Origin of the sequence: Citrobacter sp. CK189 (assembly GCF_030333505.1) — a bacterium.
GTDB classification, from domain to species: Bacteria; Pseudomonadota; Gammaproteobacteria; order Enterobacterales; family Enterobacteriaceae; genus Citrobacter_B; species Citrobacter_B koseri.
The window spans coordinates 1-13605 of record NZ_JAOWFV010000036.1; the positions used below are offsets into that span (position 1 = coordinate 1).

Annotated in this window: 10 protein-coding genes and 1 tRNA gene; 4 read left to right on the top strand and 7 right to left on the bottom strand. The window is 52.2% G+C overall.

Annotated elements, in window-relative coordinates:
- From OGV83_RS06450 to nagB, 6 genes are all read right to left on the bottom strand, one after another.
- Positions 1 to 77: transfer RNA gene (locus tag OGV83_RS06450), tRNA-Met, on the bottom strand.
- A gap of 222 nt (positions 78 to 299) precedes the next feature.
- Positions 300 to 1964: an asparagine synthase B gene (gene asnB / locus OGV83_RS06455; RefSeq protein ID WP_047458165.1), complete on the bottom strand. Its 1665-nt coding sequence runs from the start codon at positions 1962 to 1964 to the stop codon at positions 300 to 302.
- Positions 1965 to 2245: 281 nt separating this feature from the next.
- Complete coding sequence (gene nagD / locus OGV83_RS06460) at positions 2246 to 2998, bottom strand: ribonucleotide monophosphatase NagD (protein WP_012133329.1); 753 nt, start codon at positions 2996 to 2998, stop codon at positions 2246 to 2248.
- Between the two features lie 46 nt (positions 2999 to 3044).
- Positions 3045 to 4265 (bottom strand): DNA-binding transcriptional regulator NagC, encoded by a 1221-nt coding sequence (nagC, locus tag OGV83_RS06465; RefSeq protein WP_012133328.1) that lies wholly within the window; start codon positions 4263 to 4265, stop codon positions 3045 to 3047.
- Between the two features lie 8 nt (positions 4266 to 4273).
- Positions 4274 to 5422 (bottom strand): N-acetylglucosamine-6-phosphate deacetylase, encoded by a 1149-nt coding sequence (gene nagA, locus OGV83_RS06470; protein ID WP_012133327.1) that lies wholly within the window; start codon positions 5420 to 5422, stop codon positions 4274 to 4276.
- Positions 5423 to 5481: 59 nt separating this feature from the next.
- On the bottom strand, positions 5482 to 6282 hold the full coding sequence (nagB, locus tag OGV83_RS06475) for a glucosamine-6-phosphate deaminase (protein WP_012133326.1): 801 nt from the start codon (positions 6280 to 6282) through the stop codon (positions 5482 to 5484).
- Positions 6283 to 6625: 343 nt separating this feature from the next.
- Between nagB and nagE the strand changes: the two genes are divergently transcribed.
- The 4 genes from nagE to chiQ all read left to right on the top strand — a co-directional run bounded on the left by nagE (position 6626) and on the right by chiQ (position 12796).
- A complete protein-coding gene (gene nagE, locus OGV83_RS06480) occupies positions 6626 to 8575 on the top strand; it encodes a PTS N-acetyl glucosamine transporter subunit IIABC (RefSeq protein ID WP_286463306.1) in 1950 nt (649 codons plus the stop codon).
- A gap of 321 nt (positions 8576 to 8896) precedes the next feature.
- Positions 8897 to 10564 carry a glutamine--tRNA ligase gene (gene glnS / locus OGV83_RS06485; protein WP_012133322.1) on the top strand — a complete coding sequence of 556 codons (1668 nt, stop codon included), beginning with the start codon at positions 8897 to 8899 and terminating at the stop codon, positions 10562 to 10564.
- A 443-nt stretch (positions 10565 to 11007) separates the two neighbouring features.
- A complete protein-coding gene (gene chiP, locus OGV83_RS06490) occupies positions 11008 to 12414 on the top strand; it encodes a chitoporin ChiP (RefSeq protein WP_012133319.1) in 1407 nt (468 codons plus the stop codon).
- Between the two features lie 49 nt (positions 12415 to 12463).
- Positions 12464 to 12796 (top strand): ChiQ/YbfN family lipoprotein, encoded by a 333-nt coding sequence (gene chiQ / locus OGV83_RS06495; protein WP_047458156.1) that lies wholly within the window; start codon positions 12464 to 12466, stop codon positions 12794 to 12796.
- A 123-nt stretch (positions 12797 to 12919) separates the two neighbouring features.
- Here the strand turns inward: chiQ and fur are convergent, their stop codons facing one another.
- A complete protein-coding gene (gene fur / locus OGV83_RS06500) occupies positions 12920 to 13366 on the bottom strand; it encodes a ferric iron uptake transcriptional regulator (RefSeq protein WP_007373881.1) in 447 nt (148 codons plus the stop codon).
- Positions 13367 to 13605: the final 239 nt, after the last annotated feature.

Sequence of the window (13605 nt, forward strand, 5' to 3'; positions counted from 1 at the left end):
TGGTGGCTACGACGGGATTCGAACCTGTGACCCCATCATTATGAGTGATGTGCTCTAACCAACTGAGCTACGTAGCCATCTTTTTTCGCGTTACCTTATCGGCGTTGCGGGGCGCATTATGCGTATTGAGCCTTGAAGCGTCAACCTCTTTTTCATTGAAAATGGCCGGAATGTGACTGTTTGGTTAGGTTGCGAACAGCGTGACGCAATATTCGGCAATTATTGGTTATTAATCGTTTTTTGCGGTGAAAAAACGGCGTAAAAAAAGAGTCCCGCAGGACTCTTTTTATCACGATAACTTATTTATAAGCGGACTGGTGTACGCCGACGGCGCGGCCTGATGGATCGTCCATCGTTTTGAACGCCTCATCCCATTCGATGGCCTTCGCAGAAGAACAGGCGACGGACGGGCCGCCTGGCACACATTCTGCCGCGCTGGGTACCGGGAACAGCTCTTCGAAGATTTCACGGTACAGGTACGCTTCTTTAGAAGATGGCGTGTTGTACGGGAAACGGAAGCGGGCGGTTTCCAGTTGCTGGTCGGAAATTTGCTCCGCCGCGACCTCTTTCAGCGTGTCGATCCAGCTGTAGCCGACGCCGTCAGAGAACTGCTCTTTTTGACGCCATGCCACGCTTGCGGGCAGGTAGGATTCAAAACATTCACGCAGGATATGTTTCTCCATTTTGCCGTTGCCGCACATTTTGTCTTCCGGGTTGATGCGCATCGCCACATCGAGGAATTTCTTATCCAGGAACGGGACGCGGGCTTCGACGCCCCAGGCAGACATCGCTTTGTTGGCGCGAGCGCAGTCAAACATATGCAACGCCTGTAGCTTACGCACGGTCTCTTCGTGCAGTTCTTTGGCGTTTGGCGCTTTATGGAAGTAGAGGTAGCCGCCGAACACTTCATCGGAACCTTCGCCGGACAGCACCATTTTGATTCCCATCGCTTTGATTTTACGCGACATTAAATACATCGGCGTCGAGGCGCGAATGGTGGTGACATCGTAAGTTTCGATGTGGTAAATCACGTCGCGAATCGCATCCAGACCTTCCTGCACGGTGAAGTGAATTTCGTGATGCACGGTGCCGAGATGGTTTGCCACTTCCTGCGCGGCTTTCAGATCCGGGGAGCCTTCCAGACCGACAGCAAAGGAGTGCAACTGAGGCCACCAGGCTTCCGAACGTTCCTGATCTTCCACGCGGCGTGCGGCGAATTTCTTGGTGATGGCGGAAATGATAGAGGAATCCAGGCCGCCCGAGAGCAATACGCCGTATGGCACGTCTGACATCAGGTGGCTTTTGACGGACTCTTCCAGCGCCTGACGCAGCACGTTTTTGTCCGTTTCGTTGTCTTTCACTGCGTCGAACTCGAACCAGTCGCGCTGGTAATACTGACGAATCTCACCGTCTTTGCTCCACAGGTAGCTGCCTGCCGGGAACTCTTTAATCGTGCGGCAGACCGGCACCAGCGCCTTCATTTCAGAGGCGACATAAAAGTTGCCGTGCTCGTCATGACCCATATAAAGCGGGATGATCCCGATGTGGTCGCGACCAATCAGCCAGGCATCCTGTTCGCTGTCGTACAGCGCAAAGGCGAACATACCCTGTAAGTCGTCGAGAAATTCCACCCCTTTTTCCTGGTACAGCGCGAGGATCACTTCACAGTCAGACCCGGTCTGGAACTGATAGCGGTCGCCATATTCCGCGCGTAATGCCTGGTGGTTATAAATTTCACCGTTAACGGCCAGCACATGTGTTTTCTTTTCGTTGTACAGCGGCTGCGCACCGGCGTTGACGTCGACAATAGACAGACGCTCGTGTGCCAGAATCGCGTTATCGCAGGCGTAAATACCGGACCAGTCAGGGCCGCGATGGCGCATCAAACGTGACAGCTCAAGGGCTTTTTTACGCAGCTCAACCGCGTCTGTTTTGATATCGAATACGCCAAAAATAGAACACATAACCTTCTCCATTAACCCGTTGCGTGGTGCTTTTTTGTGTTTGCTTGTTTATGAAAATGCCGCAAAGCCGCAGGGTTCGCAAGAGATTTGGCGTGATGAAAGCAAAAAATGCAATGGCAGTTGTTGAATGATGAAAAAAGATTACGTAATGAGCGTGTTTATTGATGAATCGATAATTTTATGGCGATTTTATTAAATGATGTTTTTTATCAGGCCTACGATTCGAACAGAACAATATTGTAGGCCTGATAAGCGCAGCGCTATCAGGCTGGGGGGCGTTTTCAGATAACGTCGATTTCGGCGACGGAAGGATAAATCCAGCTTGGTCTGAACGGCATGTCGTCGATATCGTTGAGCGTTGAGACGCCAGAGAGCACCAGAATGGTTTCCAGACCGGCCTGGAATCCCGCCAGAATATCGGTGCGCAGATTGTCGCCGACGATAACGGTCTCTTCCGAGTGTGCCTGCATTTTGTTTAACGCGGCGCGGATAATCCACGGGCTGGGTTTACCGACGTAAAAAGGCTTACGGCCAGAGATTTTTTCAATACCTGCACAGAGCGCGCCGCAGGCCGGATAGAAACCACGACCGTGGGTATCGGGGTTGGTGGCGATGAAACGGGCGCCGTTGGCGACGAAGAAGGCCGCTTTATGCATCATGTCCCAGTTATAGGAACGGGTCTCACCGACAATCACAAAATCGGGATTGACGTCGGTAATGGTAAAACCTGCTTTATACAATTCGTGAATTAGTGCGCCTTCACCGACCACATAGGCTTTCTTGCCTTCCTGACGACGCAGGAAATCGGCGGTGGCCATCGCGGAAGTATAAAAAACGCTGTCAGGTACGTTAACCCCTGCGGTAGCAAAGCGGTTCGCCAGATCCTGGCCGGTTTGCGAAGGGTAATTGGTCAGCAGCACCAGCGGCAGACCTTTTTCCATTACATCCGTCAGAAATTCTGCCGCACCGGGTACGGCAACATTGTCGTGCATCAGCACGCCGTCAATATCACAAATTACATTCTTGATGGTCATGAACTACCCAAAGGATTTAGTCATAATGCGCCACTATAAAAGCTCATTAATTTTCCAGCAAATGTTGCAACAAAATGCCGTTGAGCATGGCGCGTTTCACCAGCGCAAATGCGCCGATGGCGGAGCGGTGATCCAGCGTGGAACGGACAACCGGCAAATTTTTGCGAAACGCTTTCAGCGCCTGTGTGTTGATGCAGCTTTCGATCGCCGGCAGCAGCACTTTATCCGCTTCAGTAATTTCACCGGCAATCACGATTTTTTGCGGATTAAACAGGTTGATAGCGATAGCGATGGTTTTGCCCAGATGACGACCAACGTGTTCAATCACCTCTGCCGCTAAGCTGTCACCTTTATTAGCTGCCTTGCAGATGGTTTTAATCGTGCAGTCGTCCAGCGTAACGCGACTTTGGTAGCCTTGCTTGAGTAAGTGCTGTACGCGTTGTTCAATGGCCGCGTTGGCGGCGATGGTTTCCAGACAGCCAAAATTGCCGCAGTGACAGCGCTCGCCCAGCGGCTCGACCTGAATATGACCGATCTCCCCGACGTTGCCGTTGCGACCAATAAAAATGCGGCCATTTGAGATAATCCCGGCGCCAGTCCCCCGGTGTACACGCACCAGAATGGAATCTTCGCAATCCTGGCTCGCACCGAAATAGTGCTCGGCCAGTGCCAGACTGCGGATATCGTGACCGACAAAACAGGTTACGTGAAAACGTTTTTCCAGCGCTTCAACTAATCCCCAGTTTTCAACCTGAATATGCGGCATATAGCGGATTACGCCGCTTTCGGGATCGACAAGACCCGGCAGGATCACAGAAATCGCGATTAACTCGCGAAGTTTACGCTGATTACTGTCGACGAATGTGGTGATGGCATTGAGCAGGGCATGTTCCAGCGTCTCCTGAGTGCGCTCTGGCAGCGGGTAGTGCTCTTCAGCCAGCACTTTACTGCTCAGGTCAAACAGGGTAATGGTTGCGTCATGTCGACCCAACCGCACGCCAATGGCATGGAAATTACGGGTTTCGGTAACGATGGAGATGGCGCGGCGGCCCCCGGTGGAGGCCTGCTGATCAACTTCTTTGATCAGCCCGCGTTCAATGAGTTGACGCGTAATTTTGGTTACGCTGGCGGGAGCAAGCTGGCTTTGCTCGGCAATCTGAATACGCGAGATTGGCCCGTGCTGGTCAATCAGGCGGTAAACGGCCGCGCTGTTAAGCTGTTTTACGAGATCAACATTACCTATTTGAGCTTGTCCGCCTGGTGTCATACTTTCTCTTACTCAGTAACGACCTCGTTACCATTAACGATGGTCTTGATGATTTTAAAGTCGTGGGTGAAGGCGGTCAGGTTCGCAACTTTACCCGGCGCGAGGCTGCCGAGCTGCTTATCGACGCCAATCGCGCGCGCAGGGTAGAGCGTCGCCATACGCAGCACTTCATCCAGCGCAATACCGCAATGTTCAACCAGATTACGCACGCCTTCGATCATGGTTAATGATGATCCGCTCAGCGTACCGTTCTCATCCACACACAGTCCATTACGGTAGTATATTGTTTTACCAGCAAAAATGAACTGTTCAATGTTTGCACCCGCCGGGGCGGTTGCATCGGTCACCAGGCAAAGTTTGTCACCTTTCAGACGTTTAGCGTTACGAATGTTGACGTAATCAACATGCAGACCATCCGCGATGATGCCGCAATAAATATCGGCATCGTCAAGAATGGCGCCCGCCAGACCCGGTTCACGGCCCGTAATATACGGCATCGCGTTGAACAGGTGGGTGGCAAAGGTGATCCCTGCGCGGAAACCGGCTTTCGCCTCTTTTAACGTCGCATTGGAGTGACCGGCTGAAACCACAATGCCCGCCGCCGTCAGTTTGGCGATCACTTCCGCCGGCACCATTTCCGGCGCCAGCGTGACTTTGGTGATCACATCGGCATTATCGCACAGGAAGTCCACCAGCGCAGCGTCAGGTTGGCGGACAAAACTCGGATTATGGGTGCCTTTTTTGACCAGGTTCAGCCACGGACCTTCAAGATGAAGACCTAATGCCTGATTCGGGTATTTCGCCAGGTATTCACGCATGACGCGAATGCCCTGTTTCATCAGATCGTCGCTGGTGGTAATCAGCGTCGGCAGGTAGCTGGTGCAGCCTGATTTCTCATTGGCTTTCTGCATGATTTCCAGCGTTTCGACAGTCACCGCGTCAGCGGTATCGTTGAACTGGACGCCGCCGCAGCCGTTTAATTGCACATCAATAAAACCGGGGGAGAGAATGGCCCCATTCAACGCGCGTTGTTCTATCTCTGGCGGCAGTTCCGCCACTGGACAGATGCGATCAATCAGGCCATTGGCGACAACAATCGCATGGTCATCAAGAATTTCGTGACCGGTAAAAATCCGGCCCTGGGTTAAAGCATACATTCCGACCCCCGATTTCAAAAAAATGCCGCCCTGCGTCTGCGTACAGGGCGGAGATAACATTACAGACCTTTAATATTTTCGGCTTCTAACTCGTTGAAATATTTCAGTGTCTTAACTTTCAGTTCCATAGTGGAAGGTTCGTCGCACACCACGACCGCTTTCGGATGCAGTTGCAGACAGCTAATGGTCCACATGTGGTTGACGTTGCCTTCGACAGCCGCCTGTAGCGCCTGCGCTTTCTGATGGCCCAGCACCAGGATCATCACTTCTTCTGCGTCCAGCAGCGTACCCACGCCTACGGTCAGCGCATATTTCGGCACCTGATTGACGTCGCCGTCAAAGAAGCGGGAGTTTGCCACGCGGGTGTCATGGGTCAGCGTTTTGATACGCGTACGGGAAGCCAGGGAAGAAGCCGGTTCGTTAAACGCGATATGGCCGTCGTTACCTACGCCGCCCATAAACAGGTGAATTTTACCGTAAGAACGGATTTTTTCTTCATAATTACGGCATTCCGCATCGATATCCGGCGCGTTACCGTTGAGCAGGTTAATATTTTCTGCCGGAATATCAACGTGATCGAAGAAATTGCGGTGCATGAAGCTGTGGTAGCTTTCCGGGTGTTCTTTCGGAAGGCCAACATATTCGTCCATGTTGAACGTCACCACATGCTTAAAGCTGACCTGGCCCGCTTTGTGCATTTCGACTAATGCTTTATACGCCGTCAGCGGCGTGCCGCCGGTCGGCAGGCCCAGGACAAACGGGCGATCGGCGGTAGGTTTGAAGGCGTTAATACGGTTAACGATATGGCGAGCAGCCCATTTGCCGACCTGTTCTGCGGACGTCAGGGGGATCAGTCTCATTCTTCACCTCAAAAGTAAAAGTAATAAATTGGCGGATTGAGCATCTGTACGTTAGTAAGCGTAACCTGGATTCGTATGGACAGGCGCTAATCCGTGTTGATTTTTTGAATGATAAAATAAGTTTTCGCAGTTAGCCAGTATAAGGGAGGGTGAATAACGATATTTGGTGATTCAAATCACAAAAAACACGCGTTTAATTTGCGATACGAATTAATTTTTCACACACTCTGAGCGTAGATGAATAATTCATACCGTTGTTGCCAAACATCACGCTTTAACGATTTGTCGCACAATAAAAAAATGGCTTCCAGAAGCCTAATCGGGGTCTCGTAGGGGGAATAAGATGAATATTTTAGGTTTTTTCCAGCGACTGGGTAGGGCGTTACAGCTCCCTATCGCAGTGCTGCCAGTGGCGGCACTGTTGCTGCGATTCGGTCAACCAGATTTACTGAATGTCGCCTTTATCGCGCAGGTGGGCGGGGCGATCTTCGATAACCTCGCACTGATCTTCGCCATCGGTGTGGCATCCAGCTGGTCTAAGGACAGCGCGGGTGCAGCAGCGCTGGCGGGTGCGGTCGGGTACTTCGTCCTGACCAAAGCGATGGTGACGATTAACCCGGAAATCAACATGGGCGTCCTGGCGGGTATCATTACCGGTCTGGTGGGCGGCGCCGTTTATAACCGTTGGTCCGGTATCAAACTTCCTGATTTCCTGAGCTTCTTTGGCGGCAAACGTTTTGTGCCGATCGCCACGGGCTTCTTCTGTCTGGTGCTGGCGGCGATTTTCGGTTACGTCTGGCCTCCGGTTCAGCACGCTATTCATTCGGGCGGTGAATGGATCGTCGGCGCGGGTGCGCTGGGTTCCGGTATCTTCGGTTTCATCAACCGTCTGTTGATCCCGACAGGTCTGCATCAGGTGCTGAACACCATCGCCTGGTTCCAGATTGGCGAGTTCACTAACACGGCAGGTACGGTATTCCACGGCGACATCAACCGCTTCTACGCGGGTGACGGCACGGCGGGGATGTTCATGTCCGGCTTCTTCCCGATCATGATGTTCGGTCTGCCGGGTGCGGCGCTGGCGATGTACTTCGCTGCGCCGAAAGCGCGTCGTCCAATGGTTGGCGGTATGCTGCTGTCCGTTGCGATCACCGCGTTCCTGACCGGTGTTACTGAGCCGCTGGAATTCCTGTTCATGTTCCTGGCGCCGTTGCTGTACCTCCTGCACGCAGTATTGACCGGTATCAGCCTGTTCATCGCGACGCTGCTGGGTATTCATGCGGGCTTCTCCTTCTCCGCAGGCGCAATTGACTACGTGTTGATGTATAGCCTGCCTGCGGCCAGCAAAAACGTCTGGATGCTGCTGGTGATGGGCGCGGTCTTCTTCGTCATCTACTTCCTGCTGTTCAGTGCGGTAATTCGCGTGTTCAACCTGAAAACGCCGGGTCGTGAAGATAAAGACGACGATATCGTGACTGACGAAGCGAACAGCAACACTGAAGAAGGTATGACTCAACTGGCGACCAACTACATTGCTGCGGTTGGCGGTACGGATAACCTGAAAGCGATCGATGCCTGCATCACCCGTCTGCGCCTGACCGTTGCTGACGCGGCTCGCGTGAGCGATGCGATGTGTAAACGTCTTGGTGCGTCCGGCGTGGTGAAACTGAACAAACAGACCATCCAGGTTATCGTCGGCGCGAAAGCGGAATCTATCGGCGACGAAATGAAGAAAGTGGTGGCGCGTGGCCCGGTTGCGGCAGCGTCTGCTGACAGCGCGCCAGTGACTGCGGCGCCGGCGGCAAAACCGCAGGCGGTTCCTAATGCGGTGACCATCGCGACGCTGGTTTCTCCAGTCACGGGTGACGTGGTTGCGCTGGAACAGGTTCCTGACGAAGCGTTCGCCAGCAAAGCGGTTGGCGACGGCGTGGCGGTGAAACCAACGGATAAAACCGTTGTTTCCCCGGCGGCAGGCACCATTGTGAAAATCTTCAACACCAATCATGCGTTCTGCCTGGAAACTGAAAAAGGCGCGGAAATCGTTGTCCACATGGGGATCGATACCGTTGCGCTGAACGGTCAGGGCTTCAAACGCCTGGTGGAAGAGGGTACCGAAGTGGTTGCCGGTCAGCCGATCCTGGAAATGGATCTGGAGTTCCTGAACGCCAATGCGCGCTCGATGATTAGCCCGGTGGTTTGCAGCAACATCGACGATTTCAGCGGTCTGGTGATTAAAGCTGAAGGTCAGGTGGTTGCGGGTCAAACGCCACTGTATGAGATTAAAGGCAAATAATCGCTCCTGAGTAGAGTTTGTGCCTGAGCGGCGGGGGGAAACCTCCGCCGCTTTTTTTGCAGCCTGTAGGCTGGATAAGGTATAGCTGCTATCCGGCAAATGCGCCTGATGGCGCTGCGCTTATCAGGCCTACGGTTCGACGCAGTTTGTAGGCCGGATAAGGCGTAGCCGTCATCCGGCAAAGCGCCGTCGCTTTTTTTTACAGCAATCAGCCCCCATATTTTCTTCAAAGCCACTTTTTAAGTAACTAAAGGTTGTCAGTCTGTCCGGCTTATAAGATCATATGCCGTTATACGTTGTTTACGCTTTGAGGAATCCACGATGAGTGAGGCTGAAGCCCGCCCGACTAACTTTATTCGTCAGATCATCGATGAAGATCTGGCCAGTGGTAAGCACACCACAATCCACACCCGTTTTCCGCCGGAGCCGAATGGCTATCTGCACATCGGCCACGCGAAATCCATCTGTCTGAACTTTGGCATCGCGCAAGATTATCAGGGCCTGTGCAACCTGCGTTTCGATGATACCAACCCGGTAAAAGAAGATATCGAGTACGTTGATTCGATCAAAAACGACGTCGAGTGGTTAGGTTTTCACTGGGCTGGCAACGTTTGCTACTCCTCAGATTACTTCGATCAACTGCATGCGTATGCGGTTGAGCTGATCACCAAAGGTCTGGCGTACGTCGATGAGCTGACGCCGGATCAGATCCGCGAATATCGCGGTACGCTGAAAGAGCCGGGTAAAAACAGCCCGTTCCGCGATCGCAGCGTGGAAGAGAACCTGGCGCTGTTTGAAAAAATGCGTACCGGTGGTTTTGAAGAAGGTAAAGCGTGCCTGCGCGCCAAAATTGATATGGCGTCGCCGTTTATCGTGATGCGCGATCCGGTGCTGTACCGCATTAAATTTGCCGAACACCACCAGACCGGCAACAAGTGGTGCATCTACCCGATGTACGACTTTACCCACTGCATCAGCGATGCGCTGGAAGGCATTACGCACTCTCTGTGTACGCTGGAATTCCAGGACAACCGTCGTCTGTACGACTGGGTGCTGGACAACATCACCATCCCAGTTCACCCGCGTCAGTACGAATTCTCACGCCTGAATCTGGAATACACCGTGATGTCCAAGCGTAAGCTGAACCTGCTGGTGACGGACAAACACGTTGAAGGCTGGGACGATCCGCGTATGCCGACCATTTCTGGCCTGCGTCGTCGTGGCTATACCGCGGCCTCCATCCGTGAATTCTGCAAACGCATCGGCGTTACCAAGCAGGACAACACCATTGAGATGGCGTCGCTGGAGTCCTGCATTCGTGAAGATCTGAATGAAAACGCTCCGCGCGCGATGGCGGTTATCGATCCGGTGAAACTGGTTATCGAAAACTACCCGCAGGGCGAAAGCGAAATGGTCACCATGCCGAACCATCCGAACAAACCGGAAATGGGCAGCCGTGAAGTACCGTTTAGCGGTGAGATTTGGATCGATCGTGCTGACTTCCGCGAAGAAGCGAACAAGCAGTACAAGCGTCTGGTGATGGGGAAAGAAGTGCGTCTGCGTAACGCCTATGTGGTGAAAGCTGAGCGCGTGGAGAAGGATGCGGAAGGCAATATCACCACCATCTTCTGTACCTATGATGCGGACACCCTGAGCAAAGATCCGGCCGATGGCCGTAAAGTGAAGGGCGTCATTCACTGGGTAAGCGCGGCACACGCGCTGCCGGTTGAAATTCGTCTGTACGATCGTCTGTTCAGCGTGCCGAACCCGGGCGCCGCAGAGGACTTCCTGTCCGTGATCAACCCTGAATCGCTGGTAATTAAGCAGGGTTACGCGGAACCGTCGTTGCAGAACGCCGTAGCGGGTAAAGCGTATCAGTTTGAGCGTGAAGGCTACTTCTGCCTGGACAGCCGCTACACAACGGCGGATAAACGCGTGTTTAACCGTACCGTAGGTCTGCGCGATACGTGGGCTAAAGCGGGCGAGTAAAGCCACCGCATCACATCACCTTCCAACGCCGCATTTTGCGGCGTTTTTTTATCCTTTCCATTTTGTCATCCCGCTCTCTGTTTGCAGAGCGAATTAATGCCGTCGGGAAAATAATTTCGCAACAAAATAGTTTTGGCGTAGTGAATTTATGGAATGAATATCATTTCATGTGAAACCGATTTCATGTGCATGGAAAACAAGACAATTTTAACTTTTGTTCATCTTTTTTAGCGCCTGATGAAAATGTAACAGAAAGCAATGAAATATGTGCGGTTGCTCATACTCTTACATTCTCGTTACAGAAAGAGATTGATAATTCGCGTCGCGAAAAATAGTCTATTCACTGTAGTCTGCGAGGTTTTTCTCAACGCTACTTTTACATTTTTATTTTTCGCTGTCCGCTTTTGTTCGGCAGCATTTTATACGTCAAAGAGGATTAACACATGCGTACGTTTAGTGGCAAACGTAGTACGCTGGCGCTGGCTATCGCCGGTATCACAGCAATGTCAGGTTTGGTCGTCGTTCCACAGGCTCAGGCCGAAGGCTTTATTGACGATTCCACGTTAACAGGCGGCATCTATTACTGGCAGCGTGAGCGTGACCGTAAAGATGTCACCGACGATGACAAATATAAAACCAACCTTTCACACGCGACCTGGAACGCCAACCTGGATTTCCAGTCTGGTTATGCGGCTGATATGTTCGGTCTGGATATCGCGGCATTTACCGCGATAGAAATGGCGGAAAACGGCGACAGCGGACACCCCAACGAAATCGCCTTCTCGAAAAAGAATAAAGGTTACGATGAAGATTACTCTGGCGATAAGAGCGGGATCAGCCTTTATAAAGCCGCGGCAAAATTTAAGTACGGGCCAACCTGGGCGCGTGCGGGGTATATCCAGCCGACCGGTCAGACGCTGTTAGCGCCGCACTGGAGCTTTATGCCGGGTACTTATCAGGGCGCGGAAGCCGGAGCGAATTTTGACTACGGTGATGCGGGCGCGCTGAGTTTCTCCTATATGTGGGCCAACCAATATAAAGCGCCGTGGCACACCGATGTTGATAAATTCTATCAGGCCGATAAAAAGACCAAAGTGGATTACCTCCACTCTATCGGCGCTAAATACGATTTCAAAAATGACCTCGTGCTGGAAGCGGCATTTGGTCAGTCAGAAGGGTATGTCGACCAGTATTTTGCCAAAGCCAGCTACAAATTTGATTTGGGCGGCAACCCGTTCACCACCAGCTATCAGTTCTATGGTGCGCGCGACAAAGTTGATGATCGCAGCGTAAACGATATTTATGACGGCACCGCCTGGTTGCAGGCGCTGACTTTCGGTTACAAAGTGGCCGAAGTCGTCGATTTGCGCCTGGAAGGGACCTGGGTTAAGGCGGACGGTCAACAAGGTTACTTCCTGCAACGTATGACGCCAACTTACGCATCCTCAAACGGTCGTCTGGATATCTGGTGGGATAACCGCTCAGACTTTAACGCCAACGGCGAAAAAGCCGTCTTCTTCGGTGCGATGTACGATCTGAAAAACTGGAACCTGCCGGGCTGGGCAGTGGGGGCGTCATACGTTTATGCCTGGGACGCGAAGCCATCAACCTGGCAGATTACCCCGGATGCGTACTATGACAAAAACCGTACCATTGAAGAGTCTTCTTACAGCCTTGATGCGGTCTACACCCTACAGGAAGGCCGTGCCAAAGGCACCATGTTTAAACTGCACTTCACGGAATATGACAACCACTCCAACATCCCAAGCTGGGGCGGCGGTTACGGCAACATCTTCCAGGATGAACGTGACGTGAAGTTCATGGTTATCGCTCCGTTCACTATTTTCTGATGCCCGTTGCGGCAGGCGATTTGTCTGCCGCAACGTTGAGGACACTGATATGAAAAAACTGTTACTCATCGCCATGATGGCATCGGGACTGGTGGCCTGCGCGCAGCCAACCGCGCCGAAAGAAGACAGTCAGTTAAAAGAGGCGTACAGCGCCTGCATCAATACGGCGCAAGGTTCGCCAGAGAAAATCGAGGCCTGTCAGAGCGTACTGAACGTGCTGAAGAAAGATGACCAGCACAAGCAGTTTGCTACAGAAGAGAGCGTACGCGTGCTGGATTACCAGCAGTGCATTCAGGCTACGCGTACGGGGAACGATCAGGCGGTGACCGCCGATTGCGACAAAATCTGGCAGGAAATTCGCAGTAAAAATAGCGCCAAATAAAAGCAGGGCGGGTTAATGGTGGGCGGAGAGAGCTCTCCGCCCGTTTGCGTTTTTTAAGGCCGCTACCGGCTCGAAGGCATAAAAAAAGCCAACCGGTCGGTTGGCTTTTTAGGAGGGTTCACATTACTTCGCGTCGTGCGCGTGCTCGTCTTCCCGGCAATCGCCTTCAGCGCAGTGGCCGTAGAGATAGAGGCTGTGGTTCGTCAAACGAATGCCATGCTTAGCCGCAATCTCACGCTGGCGCGCTTCGATAGAATCATCACTGAATTCGATCACTTTGCCACAATCGAGGCAAATAAGGTGATCGTGATGATGCTGTTGGGTCAGCTCAAAAACGGATTTACCGCCTTCAAAATTGTGGCGGGTTACGATACCGGCGTCATCAAACTGGTTCAGCACGCGGTACACGGTCGCCAGCCCAATCTCTTCACCCATGTCGATCAGACGTTTATATAAATCTTCCGCACTGACGTGATGGTTATCCGGTTCCTGAAGAACTTCCAGAATTTTTAAACGAGGAAGCGTTACTTTCAGGCCAGCCTTCTTTAATGCGGTATTGTTGTCAGTCATGCGGAATCTGTCCTGTTGCTAAACGATTCACTTCAAACAAAGAAGTGACAGAAATTGCACTTGAGATCATGCGTTTCATTATAGAACTGCCACGCCTAAATGAAAACTGCAAGCCTCCGGCAAATATTGTTAATAAAAACGAGGTATCGCCAACAAACACACTGTGCAATACCAGAATAACACCCGGACATTGTACAGGGTCAGGCAAGAAAGTTACAAATTTGTAGCAATTATTTTAA

Bases quoted from the DNA above. Each gene is read 5' to 3' on its own strand.
- asnB (WP_047458165.1), bottom strand. From the start codon at position 1,964: ATGTGTTCTATTTTTGGCGTATTCGATATCAAAACAGACGCGGTTGAG.
- chiP (WP_012133319.1), top strand. From the start codon at position 11,008: ATGCGTACGTTTAGTGGCAAACGTAGTACGCTGGCGCTGGCTATCGCC.
- nagA (WP_012133327.1), bottom strand. From the start codon at position 5,422: ATGTATGCTTTAACCCAGGGCCGGATTTTTACCGGTCACGAAATTCTT.
- fur (WP_007373881.1), bottom strand. From the start codon at position 13,366: ATGACTGACAACAATACCGCATTAAAGAAGGCTGGCCTGAAAGTAACG.
- nagE (WP_286463306.1), top strand. From the start codon at position 6,626: ATGAATATTTTAGGTTTTTTCCAGCGACTGGGTAGGGCGTTACAGCTC.
- nagB (WP_012133326.1), bottom strand. From the start codon at position 6,282: ATGAGACTGATCCCCCTGACGTCCGCAGAACAGGTCGGCAAATGGGCT.
- chiQ (WP_047458156.1), top strand. From the start codon at position 12,464: ATGAAAAAACTGTTACTCATCGCCATGATGGCATCGGGACTGGTGGCC.
- nagC (WP_012133328.1), bottom strand. From the start codon at position 4,265: ATGACACCAGGCGGACAAGCTCAAATAGGTAATGTTGATCTCGTAAAA.
- nagD (WP_012133329.1), bottom strand. From the start codon at position 2,998: ATGACCATCAAGAATGTAATTTGTGATATTGACGGCGTGCTGATGCAC.
- glnS (WP_012133322.1), top strand. From the start codon at position 8,897: ATGAGTGAGGCTGAAGCCCGCCCGACTAACTTTATTCGTCAGATCATC.